The 24,342-nt window shown below is 58.1% G+C and carries 17 protein-coding genes and 1 riboswitch; of the genes, 6 read left to right on the forward strand and 11 right to left on the reverse strand.

The window, feature by feature from the left end:
- Nucleotides 1–1,565: 1,565 nt before the first annotated feature.
- Nucleotides 1,566–2,168: a recombinase family protein gene (locus Q0894_RS01400; protein WP_299230829.1), complete on the reverse strand. Its 603-nt coding sequence runs from the start codon at nucleotides 2,166–2,168 to the stop codon at nucleotides 1,566–1,568.
- A 495-nt stretch (nucleotides 2,169–2,663) separates the two neighbouring features.
- Between Q0894_RS01400 and Q0894_RS01405 the strand changes: the two genes are divergently transcribed.
- Nucleotides 2,664–4,202: a hypothetical protein gene (locus tag Q0894_RS01405; protein WP_299230830.1), complete on the forward strand. Its 1,539-nt coding sequence runs from the start codon at nucleotides 2,664–2,666 to the stop codon at nucleotides 4,200–4,202.
- A gap of 45 nt (nucleotides 4,203–4,247) precedes the next feature.
- On the opposite strand, the gene Q0894_RS01410 is transcribed toward Q0894_RS01405, so the two are convergent.
- Both Q0894_RS01410 and Q0894_RS01415 read right to left on the reverse strand, forming a co-directional pair.
- Nucleotides 4,248–4,379, reverse strand: coding sequence for a hypothetical protein (locus Q0894_RS01410; protein ID WP_299230831.1), 132 nt, complete (start codon nucleotides 4,377–4,379; stop codon nucleotides 4,248–4,250).
- A 471-nt stretch (nucleotides 4,380–4,850) separates the two neighbouring features.
- Nucleotides 4,851–5,408, reverse strand: coding sequence for a hypothetical protein (locus Q0894_RS01415; protein ID WP_299230832.1), 558 nt, complete (start codon nucleotides 5,406–5,408; stop codon nucleotides 4,851–4,853).
- A gap of 193 nt (nucleotides 5,409–5,601) precedes the next feature.
- Here Q0894_RS01415 and Q0894_RS01420 point away from each other — a divergent pair, with 193 nt between their 5' ends.
- From Q0894_RS01420 to rmuC, 3 genes are all read left to right on the forward strand, one after another.
- Complete coding sequence (locus Q0894_RS01420) at nucleotides 5,602–5,730, forward strand: hypothetical protein (protein WP_299230833.1); 129 nt, start codon at nucleotides 5,602–5,604, stop codon at nucleotides 5,728–5,730.
- 238 nt (nucleotides 5,731–5,968) lie between these two features.
- On the forward strand, nucleotides 5,969–6,838 hold the full coding sequence (locus Q0894_RS01425) for a hypothetical protein (protein ID WP_299230834.1): 870 nt from the start codon (nucleotides 5,969–5,971) through the stop codon (nucleotides 6,836–6,838).
- Nucleotides 6,839–6,968: 130 nt separating this feature from the next.
- Nucleotides 6,969–8,870: a DNA recombination protein RmuC gene (gene rmuC / locus Q0894_RS01430; protein ID WP_299230835.1), complete on the forward strand. Its 1,902-nt coding sequence runs from the start codon at nucleotides 6,969–6,971 to the stop codon at nucleotides 8,868–8,870.
- Between the two features lie 70 nt (nucleotides 8,871–8,940).
- Here the strand turns inward: rmuC and Q0894_RS01435 are convergent, their stop codons facing one another.
- From Q0894_RS01435 to Q0894_RS01450, 4 genes are all read right to left on the reverse strand, one after another.
- Nucleotides 8,941–10,053 (reverse strand): zincin-like metallopeptidase domain-containing protein, encoded by a 1,113-nt coding sequence (locus Q0894_RS01435; RefSeq protein WP_299230836.1) that lies wholly within the window; start codon nucleotides 10,051–10,053, stop codon nucleotides 8,941–8,943.
- A gap of 373 nt (nucleotides 10,054–10,426) precedes the next feature.
- On the reverse strand, nucleotides 10,427–11,761 hold the full coding sequence (locus Q0894_RS01440; protein ID WP_299230837.1) for a GIY-YIG nuclease family protein: 1,335 nt from the start codon (nucleotides 11,759–11,761) through the stop codon (nucleotides 10,427–10,429).
- Complete coding sequence (locus Q0894_RS01445; protein ID WP_299230838.1) at nucleotides 11,758–13,839, reverse strand: helicase-related protein; 2,082 nt, start codon at nucleotides 13,837–13,839, stop codon at nucleotides 11,758–11,760. The genes Q0894_RS01440 and Q0894_RS01445 overlap by 4 nt, the downstream gene beginning before the upstream one ends.
- A 3-nt stretch (nucleotides 13,840–13,842) precedes the next feature.
- Nucleotides 13,843–16,587: a DNA methyltransferase gene (locus tag Q0894_RS01450; RefSeq protein WP_299230839.1), complete on the reverse strand. Its 2,745-nt coding sequence runs from the start codon at nucleotides 16,585–16,587 to the stop codon at nucleotides 13,843–13,845.
- A 495-nt stretch (nucleotides 16,588–17,082) separates the two neighbouring features.
- Here Q0894_RS01450 and bioA point away from each other — a divergent pair, with 495 nt between their 5' ends.
- Together bioA and Q0894_RS01460 are read left to right on the forward strand one after the other, a co-directional pair.
- Nucleotides 17,083–18,363, forward strand: coding sequence for an adenosylmethionine--8-amino-7-oxononanoate transaminase (gene bioA, locus Q0894_RS01455; RefSeq protein WP_299230840.1), 1,281 nt, complete (start codon nucleotides 17,083–17,085; stop codon nucleotides 18,361–18,363).
- A 37-nt stretch (nucleotides 18,364–18,400) separates the two neighbouring features.
- Nucleotides 18,401–19,387, forward strand: coding sequence for a hypothetical protein (locus Q0894_RS01460; protein ID WP_299230841.1), 987 nt, complete (start codon nucleotides 18,401–18,403; stop codon nucleotides 19,385–19,387).
- 29 nt (nucleotides 19,388–19,416) lie between these two features.
- On the opposite strand, the gene Q0894_RS01465 is transcribed toward Q0894_RS01460, so the two are convergent.
- From Q0894_RS01465 to Q0894_RS01480, 4 genes are read right to left on the reverse strand one after another with little or no spacing between them, the layout of a single operon-like run.
- Complete coding sequence (locus Q0894_RS01465; RefSeq protein ID WP_299230842.1) at nucleotides 19,417–20,199, reverse strand: ABC transporter ATP-binding protein; 783 nt, start codon at nucleotides 20,197–20,199, stop codon at nucleotides 19,417–19,419.
- Entirely contained in the window at nucleotides 20,199–21,167 is a 969-nt protein-coding gene (locus Q0894_RS01470; protein ID WP_299230844.1) for an iron ABC transporter permease, read from the reverse strand. Before Q0894_RS01470 ends, Q0894_RS01465 begins: the two co-directional genes overlap by 1 nt.
- Complete coding sequence (locus tag Q0894_RS01475) at nucleotides 21,164–22,042, reverse strand: cobalamin-binding protein (RefSeq protein WP_299230846.1); 879 nt, start codon at nucleotides 22,040–22,042, stop codon at nucleotides 21,164–21,166. Before Q0894_RS01475 ends, Q0894_RS01470 begins: the two co-directional genes overlap by 4 nt.
- 41 nt (nucleotides 22,043–22,083) lie before the next feature.
- Nucleotides 22,084–23,931, reverse strand: a complete 1,848-nt coding sequence (locus Q0894_RS01480) for a TonB-dependent receptor (protein WP_299230848.1) — start codon at nucleotides 23,929–23,931, stop codon at nucleotides 22,084–22,086.
- A 133-nt stretch (nucleotides 23,932–24,064) separates the two neighbouring features.
- A riboswitch (cobalamin riboswitch) is annotated at nucleotides 24,065–24,296 on the reverse strand.
- Nucleotides 24,297–24,342: the final 46 nt, after the last annotated feature.

Genomic DNA, 24,342 nt, shown 5'->3' on the forward strand with positions numbered 1-24,342 from the left:
GAGCCGCGGCTGTTACCGTATATCGCTACAGGCACAATCGGGAAAGGCTCGACCTACATAGCGCTGCCGAGAGCCGAGGGCATATTGACCAGGAAGTTGGGGGTGCGCCCCAGAGGTAGTGATCGTAGGCCCGTTTCCTTGGCCACCGATGCTATGCTCCGGGCGCCCGCTATTCAGAAGTGAGATGGCTGTGGTTCACGAGTGTCAGCCTCGATACTACGCTCGCCACCTCGAATGCAAGTATAAGAACAGTAGCACTGCTCTGCCAGCCCCCAGGAGGCTGACAGAACAATGCAGGGCCGTCCTTGGCCCAATGGTATGACGCGTTACGAGACAAAGAGTCGCGATTTACTGGCGTCAGTCAAAATATAGACCACAACTGCTAGATCCGTATCAGTGAGAGCCCTGACTCGCTGTAGGACATGACCGACCGTTACGCTTGGCGAGAACCTACAGTGTTCCCCAGCTTCATACCACTACCACTCCATTAGCTATTGTCAATCCAAAGACAACATGACAAAATCACAGTGTGGAGATGTAGAGTTCCTCACGGACAGGTCGGTGACCCGTATGGCTGGGTCTGTGAGAGTAGAGGGTGCTGAACCGAAACCGTCGAACTCCAAGCGCACAGACTGCAATACCACGCTCAACGTAGCACTAGAGCGCAAAAAGCTCGTCGACGACTGGAGTAGGTTCCTCACCCGCGGGTGAAAGTGAGAGCGACATAGCCCGGCATTCCCGAGGAGTGCTCGTGATGGCAACATCCGAGTCGTCAGACGGGAGTCGCAACGATGTGGGGGGAGCCTGAAGCACTTAACCCCATAGCGTGTTTCTGACGCAGTGCGGCATGGTTATCCTGAAACCTCGGTCAAACCATAATTCCGGGGGGGCGTGAGCAGCCTGACCATGTCAACCTTTCATCCGAGGTGTGATCGGATGAGCCTTCTCCAGTGGCTGAGGACCAGAAAGACCCTGGAGTTACCGTGAAATCGTGATGCAGAGTCTCCGGGGTCTGATTACGACAGAGAACCACACCTCATCCGAGGACTTGTTCGGTAACTTCACTCTTTCAGCTCGAGGGGGTTTTAAGGTGGCAAACCTCTTATGCACAACCGCTCACCGAGCGGTTTGCATAAGGGGGAGCTTTGCCTTAAAGAAATCCTCCAAAGGAAAAACCAAAAAAAACATAATATTAGAAAAGAATAATGAGAAAATAGAGAAGTTGGACTTCTACTCCAACCTCGGCTTTTTCTGTGCATCAGTGATAGACCTCGGGTTCACAGCCTACCTCCCAGCACCTCGGAATTCCCCTGCATCAGCTGCCCCCTGACTTCAGAGACTTCACGCAGAAGCCGCAGGATTGCGCTCTATGACGCTTTTCGCCCACCGCATACCTGCCCCTAGTGGATGCTCTAAAATGCCTCTGAATGCGCACGGAGAGCGTTTTTGACGCTGAAGTTCAGCACGAGCAGCAAAGCCCTAGAAAACATCGCTTTCGCCCTGGGCAGTGCCGCCTATTCGCGTCACGTTCCTGCTAGTTACCTTATACAGGCGACTGATGACAATCAGCTGGCCCGGCGCAGTCCCTCATCAAGCCAGCCCTCCTCTCGTGCTCGACGCCAAGCCCGCTTGACCGACGGCGTGGAGATGCCGAAGTGCTGTGCGGTGCGAGTGATCGTTTCGTTGTTCTCAAAGCGCCAGAGCGCAACAGCACGGTCATCGATTGTTTTCGCTCGCCCTAGCCGACGCCCCTCTGCCCTCGCTTTCATAATGCCGGCCATCTGACGGGCCTTGATGTTGCTGCGCTCAAGCTCACCGATCGCGGCAAGCATCGTCAGCATCGCCTTGCCGATCGGCGTGCCCAGCTCGAAGCCTTCCCTTATAGATACGATCGCGACACCTTCGACACGCAGCCTCTCGACCGTCTCCAGCACGTCAACAGTATCCCTACCGAGACGATCAATCGCATAGACAATCAACGTATCCCCTTCACGGATGTAGCTCAGGAGCTGACTGAAGCCATCTCGGCGCTTTGCCTTTGTTGCTCCCGATACCGCGTCGTCGCTAAACCAGCGATCAACCTTATACCTGGACTCGATTTGATGCCGCTGCGCCGAAGTCGTCTGATCGTCGGTGCTCACGCGCAAGTAACCAATGAAAGCTCCCATCGCACTACCCCCAATCCTTATATGGCACTTTACCTCGGATCATATTATTATCGATGGATCAGTTTACACCATGCGCTAATGACCCAGAAAACCGGAAAATATCCGGCATGGATCGCAGCGTAAACCTTTCGATCCACAGCGGACAAGGTGGCGTAACAAGTTACAACCAATCACCCATAGTAACGCGTTACGCTCAGCAGCTGTTCTGATAAAGAGAAAAAAGCCGCCCTCTAGAGAAGAGCGCGGCACCTGTGACACAAGTGAAATTATAGCATGACTGAAACATCACTCACGCCTTCCACACATGCAGTTTATGCACCCCTGGAGAGCAAAAAAAAGCAGCCAAAAAATCGCACAAACGCAGAGCGCGTGCGGATTTGGGACCTGTCGAACGCTATCGGCCAGCAGCTTAGTCCAGTATCACTCCCTATAGAGTCTATGTATCTAAGAGACTGGGACCTGAAGCCTCTGCGTGTGGACTTCGACGGATACAGCATGTCGCTGGACCTCCGCTTCTACTACAAGACGCTGTTCAACCTAGTAGAGAGCACAGCTGGTTGGAAGCTGGCGTTCATCACTGTCAACTTCTCAGATGAGGTAACGAACAGGATAGCGTGTGCGGCGGCGCGTGCGGCGGCGACCTATTACGCAGACCTGATCAACAAGCGCCTTCGTAAGCGTGGCGTCGACGCTCAGTGGTTCTGCGTTCTGGAAGATCATGAAGGTAACCTCCACTCCCACTGTCTTGTCGCATACCACGAGGATGACGAGTCAGCGATCAGGGATTGCTTCAAGCAAGACAAGGCTCCGACTGCCTCTGGATACCGAGTGCAGTTCAGCTACAAGCAGCGGATCAGAACCTGGACGAAACCATCAATCAAGCGACAGGTCTTCACCAACGCTGACGGTCTCAGAAAATTCCGCCTCGCCCCTATCGACATTGGCATTGCTGACTACATGTCAAAGACACTCGACAAGCCAAGCAGATACATGGACCCCGGAAGGGGACGCATCTACGCCAGTCGGGGAATCCGAGGACAAGCCAAGAAGCTCTACACAGCGGCCAGGACCAGGCAGCAGCGCTTGAGGTCCAACAAGGTTGACCTGTCCCAACTCACACTCCACCAGTCCATGACCTACCTCTACCGTGGTTGGATACCGGCGAAGATAGATCCTGAAGACGACCTTCGCTATGAGTTGCAGGCCTCGGAGATCGACGACCTGATGGCTTGGGGGGACTTCCGAAATAGTTCGCCTGCTTATGATTGGCAATACGAAGAAGGTGATGCTGATCTCAACGACTATCTCGCAGCTCAGCGTGATCTGGCTGCTGACCCCTCGGAACGTGACTACGAGCGTGCTGTCCTTGCCGCAGAAGCTGCTTGGGACAAGGAGCTCAAGTCAGCTGAGCCCAGCGAGTATGAATACGACCAGAACGTCTCTGAGAGCATTCTCCAGGCGCGACAGCAGTGGGAGGCACAGCAGCTCTCGGAAGCTGACTACGATCGGCTCATGCTGGAAGTCGATGCGCTACATGGCCTGTATCCGCGCCACAGCCCCCTGCCTGACGATTTCGACGTAGACATGCCGGATGATGAGGCTGTGACATTTATCCGCCAGGAAGGCCTGTCAGAGCTCTGTGAGCTGATTTCAGAACACGCTGGTGAGCTCATGACCACCCCCATTGTTCCAATTTGGAACGATATAGCCTGGCAACCGTGCGCTGCTGACATGACCTCGGCGCTGACGGTAGCCGAGTCTGCTCAGCAACCAGAAAGCATCGGTGTCGCGGCCACCAGCAAAGAGGAACTGACAGCTTCCCCCACCCTCTCGTCCAGCTCGCTCCAGAACGCTCGGAAACGCCCCTGTGAGCGTCGTGGACGTCGAGGAATAGCACGACACTACTCGAACGTCAGAACGCCCCTGGGGCGCTCTCCGACGAGATATAGCGCACGACAAGTGCGACAGAGCGAGCTGACGCATCAGATCAACTTCAGTCCACCACTACTACTACTGATGCCATTGCCCGCTTGAGGCGAGTCTGGGAATGAGTGGCTTCAAGGCGACGGGATGAACGAGCTAGTTGTTGCGGCCGCAGGAGCCATCTCGGTGCTTGCGGCGTCGCGTCACCCAGATGGCTGCGATCAGCGTGCCGACCGCGAAGACGATCATCGGTGAGGCGATCAGCAGCATTTCCAAGGGGTCTCTCATAGCGCCCCCTCCTTAGACCTCAGTAGCATGCAGCCAACAGGCTTTAATAACCTTTAGAAATAAACAAGGCGATTTATGGAACACACGTATCGCCCGGAGTGTTGCACTACTTACGGCGATGAACAACGTCATGAGTCTTATGCCGACGCGTTACCCATATACCACCGGCAAGCGTCAGCAACGCCATGAAGAAGACCGGCGATCCCAACAGCAGGAACTCCATGATGTCACTCATCACCGCCCCTATCGATGACCTGACTTACCGTAGTATAGGTCCGGTCTTGCCATCACGTTGCCTTTTACCTCTCAAGCCACCTCTCATAACGCCCGGAGACGCCCTTCTGAGCGACGTAGGCGCTGAGGGATAGCGGGGCATTATACGGGCCCTATAACGCCTCTAAGGCGCATCCTAGCGCGATGCAGAGCAAGTCCCGCTCAGGCTGCCGTGAGCGGGAAGCGCTTATGCGACATTCATACCTCATATAGCCCCGGAGTGCTGTAAATAATATGCTGTATCAGCCGATCCAAGCCCGTGTTCTGAACACCCACGAAGATTCGCTTGGCATGCCCGAAAGATAAGGCGGTGCGGAACTCTTGCACGAGGTAGAATGGAAGATACACATTCACAAAAGCGCCACCCTCTGGCTCAATATCGAAATATCCGATTGAGCGGGGAGAATCAAGCTCTGGCACCCACTCGGCACCCCGCTCTATGTAGTTCGGTTTACCATTTTCGCCCCTGCGCTGCACATCAGAGACCCGCAACCTTGACCATTCGTCATCAACACCTACGCTGTGAAAATAAACTCCACACTCCATATCACTTTGCTGAAACGGAAAAACAATCTTCGCCGCGATATTGAGCTGCATGTGACTTGAGTAGAGCGGCTGATCAAGGAAGCTCCCCAAGTCTGAAGGACCTGCTGTCGCTATGATCCCTGTCGACATCCGGACATCGTATGTGCCGACTTCCAACTCATATTCCTCAAAACCCACCTCGGTTTCGCTTTCAATACGTCTACCCGTCATTCTAGCCTCCCGCATACTTTACTAATGCACAGTGTAATCGATGAGAATGCGGCGAAAGGAAAAAATTAGTGCTCCGATGCGGATCAAATTTCTTGGTTACACGCAAGACCCGAAGACAGCAGTCTCAAAGTGGCTTCGGCGCTGAGCGGGTGCAATACTGATACTAAGAGCGGATCACCTGGAGGGCGAAACGATGTGGTTTCTCGAGTTCTGTGCCAGCATCGACAAGTTCATCGGCCTGCTGGGCCGGATCGCCTTCATGCTCTTCACGCTCTCGCCGATCATCCTGTTCGTCTGGATACTCTGGTTGCTAGCGTTCTGAGCAAGTTTTCATGCTTTACCACTGAGACGCCTTCTCAATGGCCTCTGCAAGCTTTCGTAAAAAGATACGCATAGCAAGGACAGTGCAACCACGAAGCAGGGCGCCCCTAGACTTTGGCCTACCACTCACCGGCTAGGTTGAGTTAAGCAAAACGTGTAAGGTTCTCAAGGAGGCGCCAAACAAAGTCATCGTTAAAATATCGCTGATGAGCAGCGAACAAGACGCATAGGGAGGAGGCATGGGAGTCAAACTCAGGAAAACAGTAGCCGGCATGTGCATACTCGCATCCGTGATAATGCTAGACGGCGCTGTCCTCACTTCGGAGGACACCCTCGGCCTTAACATTCAAACAAAGTATGTTGCTCATGCTTTCGATGAGGCACGTTTCCAAGCCGAGCTGACTAGGATTCTCCAGAGCGATGAGATGGTCACGACCGCCCTTCGTAACTTTGACTTACCTCCTTCCCACTATGACGTCTACCACGACCACATGACGAAGCTCTGGGGCAATGATGCTGTCGTCGGCACCTTCATGGAGGAGATGATCGCTATCCTCCCTGCCTTAAATCTGGAGAACTCGGCCCAGGCTCGTGAGTTCGGCATGAACTATTCGGCGGCATGGTTTCAAGAGATGGCCATGAAGGGCTTGATGCGCCTAAACAGCAACAAGATACGCACTCACCTCAAGGTTGCCCAGGGCCTGTTCGAGAACAGCCCGCCGGAGCTTTGCCGTGCTGCCGTGTTCGACGAGCTGACCGCCCCTCAGTCAATTCGCCTGGAGGTCGGCTATCTAGTAACTCGCCCACCCTCTGAAGTTCGTAGCTATCTCGGAACACTGCGTGAGGCACTGCTCGCCGAGATCAATGACTACCCCACAGTGAAGACGGTCGGGCCGTCCCAACGGCAAATCCTCGATCAGGTGTTCGGTCAGCGATTGGCTGATGCCTTGGATGCTCACCCGAATGGCGATGAACTCTGGGTTGGGCTGGATGACCTCAATGCCGTGTCAGACCAGGCTTTGTGCGACCTGACAGCCATCACGATGCAGATCGCGGCTGATGAGCCGGGTGAAGTCGGCGACTGGATGGTGCGATACATGCTCCAATAACCTTAGCTCTAGATGCTTAGCCAGCCGGGGCAGTAGGTAACCAACACAACCAAGCACCAGGCTGGAAGTGAAATTAGCTCAAGTGGCGTGCTTGTAAAGAAAAATTATTCATCAAAGGAAGGGAGTCCTGATGTCAAATCCTGAAATTATCACAATTGCAGTAGGCGCAGTGGCATTTCTTGTGGGGGTTCTGTTTACCTACGCTGTTCAGCAGAGCCGTATCTCGCAAGTCCGGCGAGAGCAAGAGGCCCATCGCTCTGACCTGCATGAAAGAGAGCTGGAAGCGCAAGAAGCAAAGCAGGCGATGGAAGCCGTCCAGCAAAGTCTGTCTGAAGAACGTCAGCGCTCTCAAGGCTTAGCGGCATCGCTAGAGGAAGAAAAAGCTTTAAATCAGTCACTTCGACTCCAAGAAGCCACCAATACAGAGGCGCTCTCTGGGGCCAAACGTGAGCTTGAGACACAGCAAACGTCTGCCCGTCAGCAACAGGCAAGCATGCAGTCCCAGCTCGACGACGTGCGCGACGCCATGAAACAGGAGCAGTCGGCAAAGGAAGCGCTGGGAGAGGAGGTGAGCCGCCTGAAAGCCACGCTGAGCGACCGCGAGTCCAGACTCGAATCACGCGCGAAGACGCTTCAAGACACCCAGGAACGGCTTGAAGCCGCCGAGACCGAACTTCGTCAGTATCAGCAGAATGCCCAGCAGCGGATCGACGACGCACAAAAAGTCCTCGCTCAGACACGCGAAGCGCTCGGCAGCGCTCAATCTGACCTGAAGAGCACGACAGCCAACTTACAGGAAGCCAAAAACCAACGGGATGAAGCACAGAAGCACCTGCACGAAGTTCAGGAGGCTCATCATGCGCTGAAAAAGGCCCACGGTGAGCTCATGACCCGCACCGAGGAGAAAGAGGCCCAGTTCGCCCGCCAGCTCCAGTGGATGGAGGAAAGCAAGCAGCAGCTCAAGGTGGAATTTGAGAACCTCGCCAACGAGCTTTTGGACCAAAAAGGCAAGGCTTTCTCATCGCTCTCAGAGCGCAATCTCCAAGAGCTTCTTAAGCCTTTTCAAAGTGAAATCAAGGGCTTTCGTGAGAAGGTCGAGACCCTGCACACGCAAGAGACAGAACAACGTGCAAGCCTACGCACCGAACTGAAGCATCTCCAGCAGCTCAATCGCGATATCACCGACCAGGCAGCCCAGCTCACGGAGGCGCTCAAGGGCCAGAAGAAGGTCCAGGGCAACTGGGGCGAACTGATGCTTGAGAACGTGCTGGACAGCGCCGGCCTGCGACCTGGCGAGGACTATCAACGTGAGAGGAGCTTTGACACTGAAGATGGTAAGCGTCGCCCGGATGCGGTGATCTATCTTCCGCAGGGTAGGCATATGGTCATCGACGCAAAGACATCGCTTGTCGCCTACATGGACTTTGTCAACGCCGAAGACGACCTGTCCCGCCAGCAGGCCCTGGCCAACCACGCACGAGCAGTGAGCTCTCGGATCGAAGAACTGGCGGACAAGCACTACTATGATTTGCCTGGTCTCAATTCACCCGAGGTCGTTGTCATGTTTATCCCGATGGAGTCCGCCTACATCGAGGCTCTGCGGCACGACTCGACCCTCTACCAGCGTGCTATCGAACGCAATGTGCTGGTGGCCACGCCCACTACCCTGCTCACGAGCTTGAACATCGTGAGCCAACTCTGGCGTTTTGAGAACCAGAGCCGCCACAGCGCTGAACTCGCTCGAAAGGCAGAGCGCTTTTACAACAAGCTGGCGACTTTCCTCGAGAGCATGCAGGACGTAGGCAAAAAACTTGATGGTGCGCGCACTAGCTATGACAAAGCGCTTGGGCAGTTGGTCAACGGAAAGGGCAACTTGATCAAACAGGCTACCGAATTCCAGGAGCTTGGTGTTGCGGTCAAGAAGGAGCTGCCCGCTGAGATCGTTGAACGTGCCAAGCTAGAGGTAGGCACAGCTTCAGCAGAGACTGGTCGTCTACCACAACTGGATACCGAAGTTCAAGAAAGCCAGTAATATCTTCTCCCTGATAAAGGGCAGGCAAAGCAGATGGGAAACCAGTTATATACGGGCTTGAGAAGCGTGCTCACATAGCTGAATTTTCCCATCTGATTTCGACTTGGTTGAGAACGCCGCATTGATCACAGGCGGCTTGGTCCTCGTATCGCGTCAGCGTCACGGCGAAAATATGGCCGCACCTCCCGCACCTGATGCCAGCGTTGCCGAGACGGACGAAACCGATGCCGGATGGCGCCCACGCCACCAAGATGCCCTCACAGACATCGCTTCTCGTATCCTCTACTGCGTTATCAACTTCATCAGCCGTGGACAGGTAGTCCAGCAGCCCTGCCCGCCGACACAGCCAGTCTGACGCGTCCTGGGCAAGCCGCATGGCCTTGTAGAAATACGAGAAGTCGCTAGAAAGGACTCGCAGCCAGCTCTGCAAGTAAGCCGCATGCTGTTGGCGCGGGGCCGGCAGTTGATTGAGACGTGTCGTCAGGATGGCGGCGCCAAGCTCTGCCACCAGCTCCTCAAAGGCGTATGAGTCGCCTGTGTCATCGAACTCTCGTTTCCGGTTGCAGCGAGCCGGTTGCCATGTCCAATGGATGAGTTCGTGCAACAGAGTTGCGTAGAAGTTCTCGTTGGCCGTCGAATCAGCGGTGGACTTGAACGATACCCGAGGTGGCATCGTGATGGTATCCGGGCCATACGAGTAAAATGCCCTGTCTCCGCCGAACCTGATGACGGCTCCGGATGATGCCACAATCTTTTCAGCCTCAGCGTTGGGCTGAGCGAACGCGCCCCCCTGGGCAAAGAGGTCGGGGTGCTCATGGTCGACGCCGTTGACCTCCTCATAGTTGAACACGTGATAGGTCTTGAAGCCCTGAGCGTTCTCGCTCTCGCCACCGAATACATCGGCCTGCCGGTGCATTCGCGGCCGGATCAGCCTCACGCCTTTGGCGCCACGCCGGACACGCCCACCCGCCAGGTTCCACTGACGAAGCGTCGCCCATTCACTGGACCGATAACCTCGGCGCATGCCCTCAGCCCAAAGCACAACCGCGTTCTGACCGCGAAACTTCTTGCCGGTCACGCCATTGAAGGGTTCAGGCAGCCCCTTGTGCCAAGGCATTTCCCAGCGACCAGCACCTTGTTTGATCTGCTGAATCAGGTGCTCGGCAATGTCAGCGTGAAGCACTGCACACTCCGTTTACTGGCGTATTCACGAGGCAGCTTATTGCTATTAACACGTTACCAACCACGTTATACCAGCATCCAGAAGACTCCAATTTATTATTCGAATATCATCTTCTACCTAGCCCTGGGCTACCACCTCTAACAATCCTCACCCCCCTATTGGCCAGACCAGATTTCACATTACCTTTGGCAACCTTCAACTTTCTCTCGACCTCATAAATCTTAATCATCGTATTATTTCTCGACACTTCACTTTTACAACTTGACAACTTCTTCTTAAGCACACTCAACTGGGATAGCAACCGCTCCACATCCGACATCCCTTTTTTACCTCGTCTATTTATAGACATTACGCTTACCTCATTGAATTTAGACTATTGCTTTTCGGCAAGTCGCCCCGTTGTATTATCTATCCGATACTGTGCAATCGTCCCATCCACGATCCGTCGAACGACCTCCCTAGCCGTATCCAGCTCCACGTCGAACCACTCACGCGGTCGATAGGTGCCTCCATCGCGGCTGTGCAGCAACACGTTGACGCGCTGGTGATGCAGCATGGCGTGGACCAGACGCTCGAAGCGGCGCGGGTCGAGGTTGTAGCACTCGAAAGTCGTCACGATTTGCACAGGTGCTTCCAGATAAGTCTGCTGACGTTCAGCTCCGGCGATACGCTGCTCCACCTCCTTCTCGGTGTAGCCAATCTTGTAGAGGTTACGGATGCCTCGAAGCGCCGGGTCCTGGCTCAGGGAGCGCAGGATGTAGATCAGGCCGGTGCGCTTGTCGTGGTGGGTGATGCCCTGCATGGCATCGAAGGTGCTGTCACGACGAAGGATGCGGCGGCCAAGCTCATCCTTGTAGAGGGCTCTAGCCAGAGAACGCAGCAGCAGATTGGACTCTGTGCCGTTGTCGAACACCACCCGCAGACGAGGGTTGTAACGCCCCTGCTCGCCCTCGTCGTCTCCTACCTCATCCACCAGGCATGTCATTCCGTAGACGATGAAGGCATCGCCCTTGTCGATCTGAGACTCTTTCTCGAAGGGGACGGCTTCAGCATCACCCTTTCGCAGCTCGTCCCTAAGCTCATCAAACAGGCTCTCGAAGCGATAGAAGTCATCACAGGGTGTGCGCTGGGCAATATCATCTGGCATGTCCCGGCTGGTGGTCTCGGGCACATGGGTCAGGTCGAAGATTGACTCGACGCTCTCATCGCCGCCGCTCAGCAAGCCAAAAGGGTCGCTTGCCCAGATGTCGTCTAACGAGGTGACGCTATCGGGGGAGAGAGCCGTCTTCTCGGGTGAAGGCGAGGTGGGCTCGGGTCCAGGGCTACTACCCTCCTCTCCAGCTCTCACGGTCGTTACAAGCTGCTCATCACGCGCATCATTACCCACTTCAGAATCGCCCGAAGAGCCCCCCAGGAGGCCGAGCGTATCCCAGTCAGCCAATCCCTCAACCTTAGCGGGATCGCTTCTCAGAGCGGCTAACTGGACGGCTAGCGTGGCTTCAGTAAGGTCACTGGCGTCTACTTGCGGTTCGCGACCCTGCTCATTCACAAAAGCCTCGATGCCCTGGAGGGTCGCCACCAATCGCTGATCGGCACTCGGCGCCGATGACCTGGGCGGGGCCACCTTCAGGAGACCCAGCTCGTCGGGCTCGGCGAAGATGTCATCCAGCGTGCGGCGCTTGGGCGGTTCTCGACGAGTGCGGATCATGCCGACGCCCCCCTCATCCGCTCACGTTTCTTCTTCTGGATATAGGCCAGCGCCTCGGCGTAGCGCACCTCCATGTGGTCATCACTATGAACCGATGGTGCGCGTCCATGCTTCTCGGCAAACTCCTGAATCTTCGGCCACAGCACCACCGCCTCTTCCTCGGTCATCTGGGTGCGGTTGCCGACCACGGTGTCCTGGATGGTCTTGAGCACAGGCGCCGTCAGCGCCTTGGAAAGGATCTCGTAGGCGCCCTGGAAGGGGTTGATCTGGTTGATCAGGTCGATGTTGAGGTGCTCGATGTTGACGAACTTCTCGCCGATCTTGAGGAACTGTCGATTGCCCTTGGGCTCACCATCATTGCCGTCATCGCCGAGATCGCGGCCATCAGGTGCAGCACCTGGATCGACCGGCACGCCGTTCTCATCAGTGCCGTAGACCTGGTTGGGCTCATGGATCACGGCACCCTCAGGCAGGTCTTCCTCGTTGAACAGGCCGCCCGTGGAGCGCGCACCCATGGTGGTCAACACCGTCTCCCGCAGCACCTCGCGCTCGTTCTCGTCGAGGTCGGGGTGCAGCCGCTCGATGACCTTGGGCAGCTCTACCTCGTTGATGACCTCGGGCTCAGTGGTATCCGTCACCGCCGCAGAGGCTACCTCGGGCTTCTGGAGCAGCGCGGCGATGATGTCCTCCTGCCCACCGGACTCCAGGATGCCCATCACTTTGTCGGAGACCGGCGCTTGGATATCTTCGATGATCACGGTGCCCGGTTCGGCCTTCTCGCCTTCACGCATACGGGAGCGCGGCTTGAACGACACGCTGGGGGCCAACACCTGCTCCATCAGCAGCGAGACAGTTATGGCCTTGAGCAGATTGTTGACGCTCACCTTCACATCATCGTCGTCGGCATCGGGCTGGGCGATCAGGTTGGTGAACTGTGCGTGGGTCTTGCCTTCGCTATCACGAGTCGCACGCCCAATGATCTGGACGATCTCGGTCATCGAGTTGCGGTAGCCGATGGTCAGCACATGCTCACAGAAGGGCCAGTCGAAGCCCTCCTTGGCCATGCCCAGGGCGATGATGATGTCGACGTCTTCGGGCTTGGTGACGTTGCGCAGGTATTCCTGCACGTCGCGACGAATAGGCGTATCAGTGACGAGATCGGCGACCTTCAGCAGCTTACCGCTGGGGTGACGCACGGTGACGATACCCGTTCGGCTATCCTGCACCTCCACATCGCCCAGGGCGTCGAGCAAATGGTCGACCTCGCCGTATTTGTCCTTGGTGCTCTCACCGCTGTTCACGTTGGGAATGTGAACGATGGTCTTCTTGCTGGCGTCCAGAACCTCACGGATCGCGTCGATATAGCGCCCTTGATAGAAGTGATACCCGATCCCCAAGGACTTCAGATAACGGTATCCGTTGAGCTGCTCGTAGTAGGTGTAGGTCACCTTGTCGAAGCGGGCTTCATCGTCAGGCAGGAGGATCGGAGCGGCATCGCCACGGAAATAGCTGCCGGTCATGGCGACGATATGCGCATTAGAGCCCCGCATCAGATCGTCGATCAGTCCGCCGAGTCTATTGCTTTCATCGACCGACACATGGTGGAACTCGTCGATAGCCACCAAGCAGTCATCGAAGTCCGACGACTTCAGCTTGGCAAAGGCGTAGCGCAGGGTAGCGTGGGTGCAAACCAGGGTGCGGTCGTTGGGGTCGGCCAGGAAGCGAATGAAAGCATCCACCTTGCCACTGTCATTGCCTGCTCGACACAAGTCATTGCGGTCATCAACATGCCAGTCCCAGTCGAAGCCGTGCGACGTGAGATCGGTGTCCTTGAACGACGCCCCGATAGACATCTCAGGCACCGCCACGATGGCCTTGCGAAGCCCCAGGCGGTTGAGCTTGTGGAGGGCCAGGAACATCAGCGCCCGCGACTTGCCGGATGCCGGAGGCGCCTTGAGCAGCAGATACTGGCTGTCGCGCTTCTCGTAGGCTCGCGCCTGCATCTCGCGCATCCCCAGCGCGTTGCTGGTGGCGCTCTTACCCGTGCGCTCGTATTCGACCTTGATCAGTTCCGCCATGCCTTAGCCCTCCGTGGTGGTGGCTTTGCGGGGTTTCTTGTTTCCTCCAACCTTGGCCGCCTTCTCGGCCTCGATCAACTCCTCGTAGCGGGCCAGCAGATACTCCTGACGCTCGGCGGTATCGCGGAACGGACGGTCGCGGTAGAGCCTCTCCACGGCCCGATCCAGCGCCTGATGGGCCTCCAGCAGGTTCTCGGGCATCTTGTCAGGGTCGTAGAGCTGCGCCATGGTCTTGTCGGGATGTGCGGCACGGGCAAGGATCACTGAACGGCCCAGCTGCTCGATCTCCTGACGCTGTCGCTCGGAGGCATCGGGCCAGGGGAAAGTATTGTAGACAAGTCTTGCTGAGTATCTGTAATCACTCTTCAGCTTGCTGCCAACAAGGCGCATCCAGTCCATGTGAAGCTCGGTCGACAAAACCCCAAACTCATACAAGGTGCCGCCCGGGACAATATTAACAAGATTACTTGCAATTACGCTATTATCAAAAAAACCATTGGGCACATACTTTCTTCTAGAGCTAGTCGTATAGGGGACCAAAATATATCCACCCTCCTCAGGATGAGATATAAACCAGAACAAATGCGGCGTAGAAGCTGACTTCCTAGCCCCCTCTCCCTTACTATTAAGCCGCATATCCCTTACTGCTTCAACTCTGGACCTGATATCAGGAATCTCACTCACTTCCTCGACATCATGACCTCTCAACCAAAGGCACCACCGCTCTCTACCTTTCAGATATTCCTCCGACCCAACAAACTGCAATATATACTTCTCTACCCGGGGGTCTCTTTTAATTAAAACTTCTTTCTCATCAGTGGTGAGTATCAGATTCCCGCCGTCTGTGGGCTTGTTCCCTGAAAGCATAGGGGGACAGTTTCTCACCAACGGGAAAGACCTTCCAGAAACTACTGTATCGTCGCCCTCCAACAAATATGGAGATATATTGCCAACATTTAATACTCTCCACTCCTCTCCCACTTTCTTATATATTTTTCTTTTCCCATACATTTTAGTCAACGACACAATTGAAACATGGACAGCAGCGTTGCTACTGGCGTTATTCTTCCAGGGAAAAGATTGATAGGCGAAATTTATTTTTACACCAAGTGCGAGGACACTTGGCCACAGCATAGCAACCTGCTCACCTTGAAAAACCGAGTTTGTTGCAACAAAAGAAACCTCAGCCCCTGATGAAACATAACCCGCCCCCTTCCAAATAAAGCAGGCTACGTAATCCAGCCTCCGATAAGACTTAAATGATGAGAAAACATAGTCCATATCTGAATTTTGATCTTCAGATCGATAATTGGAACCTCGAAACGGAGGATTCCCACAAACATAAACCTCATCATCTTCATTTATAGGGCATAGTCGCGTCCAATCGATGCGGAGCCCATTACCCAACACTAGGTTACCCGAATCCTTAAGTGGTAACAGTGGTTCTGAATGCCCAAACTCAGAAGAAAACAACACATTCATCTGGTGCTCAGCCAGCCACAACGAGAGCTGCGCCACCTCATGCGCAAAGTCGTCGATCTCGATGCCGTAGAACTGACTGAGCCGAATCCCACTCATGAACATCTCTTGCTGGCCGGAGACCTCCTGTAGCGCCCGGAACACTGCCATCTCCAGGCGGCGCAACTCCTTGTAGGAGATGATCAGGAAGTTACCTGACCCCATCGCAGGATCGAATACGCGAATCCGCGTCAGGCGCTCCAGCAGCGCTTCCAGCTTCTTCCGACTCCCCTTCGACTTATGCAGCTCGGCATAGAGCTTGTCGAGGAACAGCGGGCGGATCACCTTCATGATGTTCGGCACAGAGGTATAGTGCTGTCCCAGGGCGTCACGGCTCTCCTCGTCCACGACCGCCTGGAACATCGAGCCGAAGATGTCGGGGTTCACCGCTTCCCAGGCGAGCTGACCGCACTCGATCATCATCCGCCGGCCCTTGCCACGAATATCGGGCACAGGAAGGGTGTCCCGAAACAGGCCACCGTTGACGTAGGGGAACTGAGCAACGTGGGTAGGCAAATCAGCCGGTCGCTCATCCTCGGGCTGATTCATCACGCGGAATAGCTGGGCCAGCAGATCAGGCAGCCCCTCCCCGTTCTCACCGCTGGCCTCGGTGATGACCTTAGTGAAGGCGTTCTTCGGGAAGATCCCGGTATCCTCGGCGAAGTAGCAGAACAGCAGACGGGTCAGGAAGACGTTGAGCGCGTGCAGCTGCTCCGGCGTGCTGAACTCGTTGACCTCCTTCAGACGATCGAACAGCCGCCCCATCTTGGCCGCCGCCTTGAGGTCAGCAGACGCCTCCTCGAAGTGCTTAGTGCGCTCCAGACCCGCCATCGGGGCAAAGAAGAGGTATTGGGTGGCCAGCTCGCCGAAGCCGACCTCCAGACGCTCATCGGTCTTGGTGTCCAGCGCCGTCAGCTCGCGAAAGTCCGTCACCACCAGGAAGCGGCACTTGTGCCGGGCAGGCTCATCCTCGTCGGCCAGCACCTGCAACGCCTCGTGGATGCTTTCGCCCTGGCGCACCGGCATGAAGTAGAGCCAGTTCTTGAGCGCAACGTGGCCCTCCTCCTTGCGGCTAGCTACGTTGCGCTGTCCACCGTTGCGGACCTGGGTGATGGTGGCCTTGGGGAAGCCATAGGCGTCGAGGAAGGCGTAGATGAACTCACCGCTGTCGGCATCAGGCCGGGTGGCAGCGGTGAGAATTTCCATACAGTAGGTCTGATCGAATGCCATGAGGTGCGTGCTCCCTGCGTGCTGGCTCCGTTGGAGCTCTACAAATCGTTATCCTGTGAGCCTACTCAGCAGACTAACGAAAGTCACTCATGCAGGGGGTGTAGTCAGCAGCAGGAAGTCGCTACGCGAACGCCGCCAGTCTTTTGGCAAGGCCGTTCACTGTAAACCAGAGGTGAATCGAAAAGATTACAGCTTGCCGATGCGGTGAACCGCCGCTAAGATGAGGCTCACCAACCCACTCACTGTTGGGTGTCACACTTCCCACACACGGGGTTAGTGAACACTAACCCTCAAGCTACTGATTAAAGAGGTTTTCATGGTGCCGGTTGGCGTAGTGAGTTCAAGTCTCCCCATCCGCACCATCTTCTCCCCCAGTAGTCCCCCAAGCATCCAACGCCAACACCCCCGTCATCTCCAACGAGATGTACGGAGTTTCCGCGTGTCTGTCGTTCCTCTTCACAACGTTCCCGACCATAACGGCCCTGGATCCTGCTGATGTCTAGCTCACTCGACTCACCCCCCGTCTGGCACCCCTATGCCCATCTCAAGACCCAGCAACCGGCACCCAAGGTAGTCGGCGGCGAAGGCCCGAGCTTCCGGCTGGAGAGCGGCGAGACCCTGCTCGACGCCACCTGCTCCTGGTGGTGCATGATTCATGGCTATCGCCACCCGCGACTGGTCAAGGCCATCCAGCAGCAGGCCGATACGCTCTGTCATGTGATGCTCGGAGGCCTGACCCACGATCCCGCCGACCGCCTGGCACGCGAGCTGGTACGCATCACCCCCAGGGGGCTCAACCATGTGTTCTTCTCCGACAGTGGCTCGGTAGGCATGGAGGTGGCCATGAAGATGGCCATTCAGTTCCATCAGCTGCGCGGCAGGAGCGGTAAACACCGAATGCTCTCACTGATGAAGGCCTACCACGGCGACACCGCAGGCTGCATGGCGGTGTGCGATCCCGAAGAGGGCATGCACTCCCTTTTCGCCGGCTACCTACCCCGCCACCACTTCGCCCCGGCACCAGAGGCCCCCTTCGATGCCGACCCCGAAGCGGTAGCGGCGGACCTGGCCGCCCTGCGCAACGTACTGGAACATCATCACCAGGAGATCGCCGCCCTCCTGGTTGAACCACTGCTGCAGGCCGCTGGCGGGCTGAACATGACCTCGCCGCATTACCTTCGTGGGGCTCGAGAGTTATGCGACGAGTTCGACGTGCTGCTGATATTCGATGAAGTGGCCACGGGCTTCGGTCGCACCGGCCGAATGTTCGCCGCCGACCACGCCGACGTCACCCCGGACATGATGGTGCTATCAAAGGGACTCACGGGAGGCTATCTGGGCCATGCGGCGACACTGGCCACCACCCGAGTGCATGACACCTTCGTGGGCGACTCGCCCGAACACGCCTTCATGCATGGCCCCACCTTCATGGGCAACCCGCTGGCCTGCGCGGTCGCGCTGGAAAGCCTGGCAGTATTCGAAGAGGAGGATTATATGGGGCGTATCGCTCTCCTCAGCGATGTGCTGCGCCAGGAACTGCTCGAGGACATGCGCCTGACCGAACACCCAGCGGTAGCGGATGTACGCGTACTCGGCGCCACCGCGGTGATTGAGACTCACGACGCAGCCGCCCTGGACGGCGTAGCGGACTGGGCGCGTGAACAGGGCATCTGGCTGCGCCCCATCGGCCGCTGGCTCTACACCATGCCCGCCTATGTCACTTCGGAGGCACAAATCCGACAGATTACCGAAGTCATGAAGGGCTGGTTCAGATAGACTCTGCGTACGACGGAACCGACGCGAGATCAACAAGATGAAGAAGGCGCTGATCGCTCTGACCGCCAGTCTCAGCCTGGCCGCCCATGCCGCTGCCCCGATGTCCGATGATGACAGCGACCTCCCGGAATGGGCCGAGAAACGTATCGGCCCCTTCCATGCCACCATGACCGACTGGGTCGACGGCACATCGCGCAGCATCGATGGGTTCTTCGGTACCACCGATGCCCTGACGGTGGACTCCGACTCCTACCTGCGCATCAGCCAGGAAAACGCCTGGAAGGAGGGCGAGGCGTTCGACCATGACCTGAGCGCCCGCTTTCGCCTCGATCTGCCCACCACCGAGGAGCGCCTGCGCCTGATCATCGAGAGCGAGCCGGATGAAACGCGCGGCACTCTCGGCGAACAGGAGTCTGCACTGACCGATAACCAGGCCAACAGCATCGAGGATGTGCTGGTGGGACTACGCCACCTGGGGAAGGGAGACAGGACCCGGGAGTGGGATACCGAGCTCGGCGCCGGGATCAAGGTTCGCCTGCCTCTCGACCCCTATGCCCGCATCACCACCCAGCGGCTCTGGACCCTAAATGACGGACCCTGGAAGCTGCATAGCGATAACCGTTTCTCCTGGTTCAACAAGGACGGCTACTCGGCGCGCACCCGCTGGGATCTCGGCCGTCCGATAGATGAGAAGCGCCATCTGCGCTTCATCAGTAACGCCCAGTGGCGCGAAGAGGTCGACACCCTGGAGTTCAGTCAGGCCGCCGAGCTGAACCAGCGCATCAATAGTCGCAGCGTACTGCGCTACTCCGCCGTGGTGCTGGGCGAAAGCCTCTCCCATACCACCATCGAGGACAGCTATCTGCAGCTGCGCTTTCGTCGCGATATCCACAAGGGCTTCACCTTCCTGGACATCGCGCCCTCCCTGCACTTCCCCCGCGACGTGGACTACGAGCACCGCTGGGCACTCACCCTGCGCCTGGAGATGTACTTCCGCCGCTTTATCGACAGAGTCACACTGTAACAAGATACCTCGGCGCCAACGCCAACGAATCAGCGCGCCGGCACGAAGACAGGGGCTCCATCGATCTCCGCACTCGCCAGCCGCTGACCGTACAGGCGCTCCAGCGCCTCGGGAACCAGCATCTCCTGCGCCGGGCCCCAGCACGCTCGTCCATCCGGGTAGAGCAGCAACAGATGGTCGCACCAGCGTGCGGCCAGGTTGAGATCATGCAGGCACATCATCACCGCACGCCCTTCACCGGCCAGCTCGTTAAGCAGGGCCATTACCGCCGTCTGATGATGCAGGTCGAGATGATTGGTGGGCTCATCGGCGAGCCAGATCGCCGGTGCCTGGGTCAATACCGTGGCGATGGCCAGTCGCTGACGCTCGCCCCCCGAAAGGGTGCTCACCAGGCGCTCGCCCAGATGGGCCACATCGAGTCGTTCGAGCGCCGCCTCGGCCAGGCGGAGATCCTCGCCATCCTCCATCTGCCAGGGCGAAAGCCAGGGATGGCGGCCGATCAGCGCCGTTTCGAGCACCGTGGAGGGAAAGCCGTCGTGGCGCTCCTGAAACACCAGCCCCAGCCGCCTGGCCACCTCACGACGACGCAGCGAGGCAAGCGGCGCCTCTCCCAGAAGCACCTCACCGGCGCGAGGCGGGCGCAGCCCCGCCAGGGTATGCAGCAAAGTGGTCTTGCCGGCACCATTGGGCCCCAGCACGCCCCAGACCTGCCCCGGCTCGACCCGGAGGTCAAGAGCCTCACCGTCGGTGCGCCCTGGCACATCGATCACCAGATGGCGGGCCACCAGCGGCGGTGTCACTGGATCAACCATCAGGAGCCTCGATAGAGCAGGTAGAGGAAGGTGGGAACGCCGAGCAGCGCGGTGATCACCCCCACCGGCAGCTGCTCCGGCGCAATCACGGTGCGGGCAAGGGTATCGGCGACCAGCAACAGGGTGCCCCCGGCCAGCGCACAGGCGGGCAGGATCAGGCGCTGATCATTACCCAGCGCCAGACGCAGCATATGCGGCACGACCAGACCCACGAAGCCGATGCTGCCGGCACCGGTCACCGCCGCCGCCGTCAACAGGCTTGCCGTCAGAAAGAGCCCCCACTCAAGGCGTCGCACCGCCACCCCCAGGGCGGCGGCCTGCAAGGGGCCCCGCGCCAAGACATTAAGGTGGCGCCCCAGGGGCACCACCAGCAGGCAAGCGCCCAGCAGCAGCGTCAACAGCGGCCAGGGTGAGCCGGCATGAGCGAGATCACCCATTAGCCAGTAGAGCATCCCGGGCAGGCGTTCGACGGGGCTGACCGAGAGCATCAGTGTGATCACCGCCCCCCAACCGGCCGCCACCACCACGCCGGTCAGCAGTAACCTTGAAGGTGTCCAGCCGCCACGACCATGGGCCAGGCCGAACACCAGCAGAGTCGAGATCAGGGCCCCCACGAAGGCGGAGCCCGAGATCAACAGTCCTCCCACGCCCACCAGCATGGCCATCAGCGCCCCCACCGCGGCTCCTCCGGAGAGCCCCAGCACATAAGGATCGGCGAGAGGGTTGCGTAGCAGCACCTGCATCAGCGCCCCGGCCACGGCGAGCAGCCCGCCCACCGCAAAGGCGGCAAGCGAGCGAGGCAGGCGCAACTCGAGGATCAAGGTGCGCGCGAGCCCTTCGCCACGCCCGCTCAGGGCCGCCAGAACGTCGCCAGGCGGTAGCGTTACGCTACCCAGCGCCACGGAAAGCACCAGTGCCGCCAGTGCGGCGAGAGTCAGCAATGCCAGGGGGCGAAGCAGCGCGATCACTTCTCCCCCTCTCGCCGTGCCCGAGCCCGATCTAACTGATCACAGACCATGCTGGCGCCTTCCAGGAGACGGGGCGTCGGGCGCTGGATCAGCGAGGGCGGTACGAAGAAGAGATTGTCCTGGGCAACCGCCGTCAGTGATGGATAGCCTCGCCAATGTGCCAGCCAGTCTCGGTTATCCTCCCCCCTGCCACCGGCGAGGATCACCTCGGGGTTCGCCGCCAGTAGCGCCTCCTCATCGAGACGAGGTGCCAGGCGCTCGAGGTCGCCGAAGACATTGATACCACCACACAGCCGCAGCACCTGACCGATCCAGTGCCTGTTGTTGATGGTCATCAGCGGCTGGTCCCACACCTGATAAAAGACCGAGACCGGCTTGGCCTGGGCATACCGCTCGGCCAGCGAAGCCATCTCCCGGCGGAAACGCTCGGCCTCTGCCTCGCCCGCCTCCTGGATATCGGCGAAGCGGGCCAACTGCTCGATCGTGGCACTTATTTCGTCGAAGTTGCGTGGCTCGATATAGAACACCGCCATGCCCAACGCCTCCAGGCGCTCGAGCTGTTCGGCGGGATTGCCGGTGACCCAGCCAATCACCAGGTCCGGGGTGAGCGCCAGCAGGCGCTCCAGATCGAGGCGGCCATGACTGCCGACTCGAGGAATCTTGAGGGCCTCGGGCGGATAGTCGCTGTACTCGACCGCCGCAACCACCCGCTCACCCGCGCCGGCGGCGAAGGCGAGCTCGGTGGCACCCGGTGACAGCGCGGCGATGCGCGAGGCGGGCCGCTCCAGGCACACCTCGCGATCCAGGGCATCGACCGCGCATATGTCGGCCCGGGCCTGGGCCGCCGCCAGGGGCAGCAGCGCAAGGCCGGCCAACACAAGACCGGCCAACAATAGCCGAGAAAGCCGTCTCGTGATCACGGCCCGAAGTGCACGCTCAGGAAGGCCGCACGGCCGGCGTTGATATAGTTAAACGGTATACTCTCCCAAGTGACCGGATCAAAATCTGCTCCTTGAGCAGTAACGACCTCCTTATCCAGAGCGTTTTCGAGGGTCAGGCGTGCCGACCACATCGGTGCAAACTCCCAGCCGGCACGCAGATTGACGATACCGTAGCCAGGCAGACGAGCATCGTTGCCGGCGTCGTTATAACGGTGATTTTGTGCAATCCAGGAGCCGCCCAGTGACCAATCGCCCAGCTCGCGATCGACGTCGAAACGCAGGCTCTGGGTAGCCCGCCGCGGCAACCGGTCGCCGCTATCACGATCTTCGGGATCGGTATAGGTGAGTGCCGCCTGCAGGATCCAGTTACCCATTTCCGTACCAGCCGCAAGCTCCGCGCCACGAATCCGAGCCTTGTCGACATTGAACGGCCGGTAATTGACATCCAACGCAATCAGCTCATCGACGTTAGTCTGATAGGCGGCGAGATCCCAGAACCAGGCGTCATATTGCCCACGAAATCCGAGCTCAATAGTCTCGGAAGTCTCAGCTTCCAGATTCGGATTACTCGAGCTGGCAGGAGGGTAATAGAGATCGTTGAAGGTGGGGGCACGAAAGGCGGTGCCATAACTGGCACGCAGCGTATGCTGATCATCGAGAGCATAACCCAGCGCCAGACTGCCAGTCACCTCATCGCCGTAGGCCTCGTTATCATCATGACGCAAGCTGGCTTGAACGGCCAGAGGCGAAAAATCCATAAGACCCTGGGCAAAGACAGCCTTGTTATCACGGCTATCGACCAGATAGTCAGTGGTACCCGACACCTTGTCTTCACTATACTCAGCGCCGAGAATCAATTGGTGTGATGACAAATTTAGACTGTTTTCCCAGCGCGCCGTCTGCGTTCGTGTATTGATGATAGATGGGTAGTCAGTATTGAAGGTATCGAGCTCATCACGCGATTCGCTCAACGTCAGTCGACTTTCCCATTGCTCGGTGACTGGCAGCTCGCCATAGAGTCCAGTGACCTGTTGAACATAGTCGCTCTCGCCACCATCAAACTCGGTATTGCCTCGGGCCCGCAGTGTCAGGATGCCTACCTCGGCACCATTCTCATAGGTGTGAGAGAGCCGCACCAGGCCACTGGTATTGTCATAACCCTTGTCATCACCATCGCGGCGCACCGGGGCTCCCTCGGTATCGAAACGGCTGGCACCAAAGTAATAACGAGTACCGCCATCGGCGCCGGAGAGGCTGGCACTGTAACGCTGGGTATCGAAGGAGCCGCCGCCGAAGGAGATGCGCGGTGTCACCTCGCCCTCTTCACCCTCGGGCGTAAACAGCTGAATCACCCCACCCATGGCATCGGCGCCATACAGACTGCCGCGGGGACCGCGCACGATCTCGGCACGCTCGAACATGCGCGGATCAAGAAATTCCCAGGCCGGTGCCCCGGTTGTCGCCGAACGCAGGCGAATACCGTCGATCATCAGCAGGCTTTGGTTGCTGGAGGTGCCGCGAATGGAGACGCTGCTACCCTTGCCGAAGCTGCCATAGGAACTAACATCCACCCCCGGCTGGCCGCGGAAGAGATCGGTCAAGCTGGTGGGGTCCTGTCGGCGTAAGGTGGCCTCATCCAGCAGCGTCACCGAGGCGAGGCTCTCGTCGGCGGTGCGCGGCGCCAGAGCTGCTGTAACCACCATGGGGTTGAGCACCAGAGTCTCGCCGGTATCGGCGTTCTGGGTGTCTACGGCCTGCACGGCCAAGGGGAGTGCGGCCAGTGCGAAGGTCGCCAGGCCACGGGTTGCGTGTGTCGTGTTCATCTCTATCCCTTGCTCACCGTACTCACCCGCACGGTGTCATACTGCTTTTTTAGGGCCGGTGCAGAGGGACGGAAGGAAGGGAGACGGCGTGGATGCGTGCGGTCGAGGCCCTGCCTGTTGACCACCCTCCGCGGTCCGGCATGCGCTCTCGGGCCGGTCTCCGGGCTGACGAGCGAGGGGCTGGCGTGATGCCAACGACCCTGCAGAACCGCCGCCTTCCCATGCCGATGGGCACAGTGGCATACCCTTGAAGGTAGTGGCGGTTCTTGACTCGATCACCGTTGCGGGGGCAGCGTCGGAATGGACCGACTTCCCGTTTACCTGGCGGCATTCACTCCGCCAGCACCTGAGAGTGCGCGTAAGCTACCAATCCCCATCAGAAGCGTCAACGCGGGGGCGGCGCCTTGGAGG

This window comes from uncultured Halomonas sp. (assembly GCF_947501415.1).
Taxonomy (GTDB): domain Bacteria; phylum Pseudomonadota; class Gammaproteobacteria; order Pseudomonadales; family Halomonadaceae; genus Halomonas.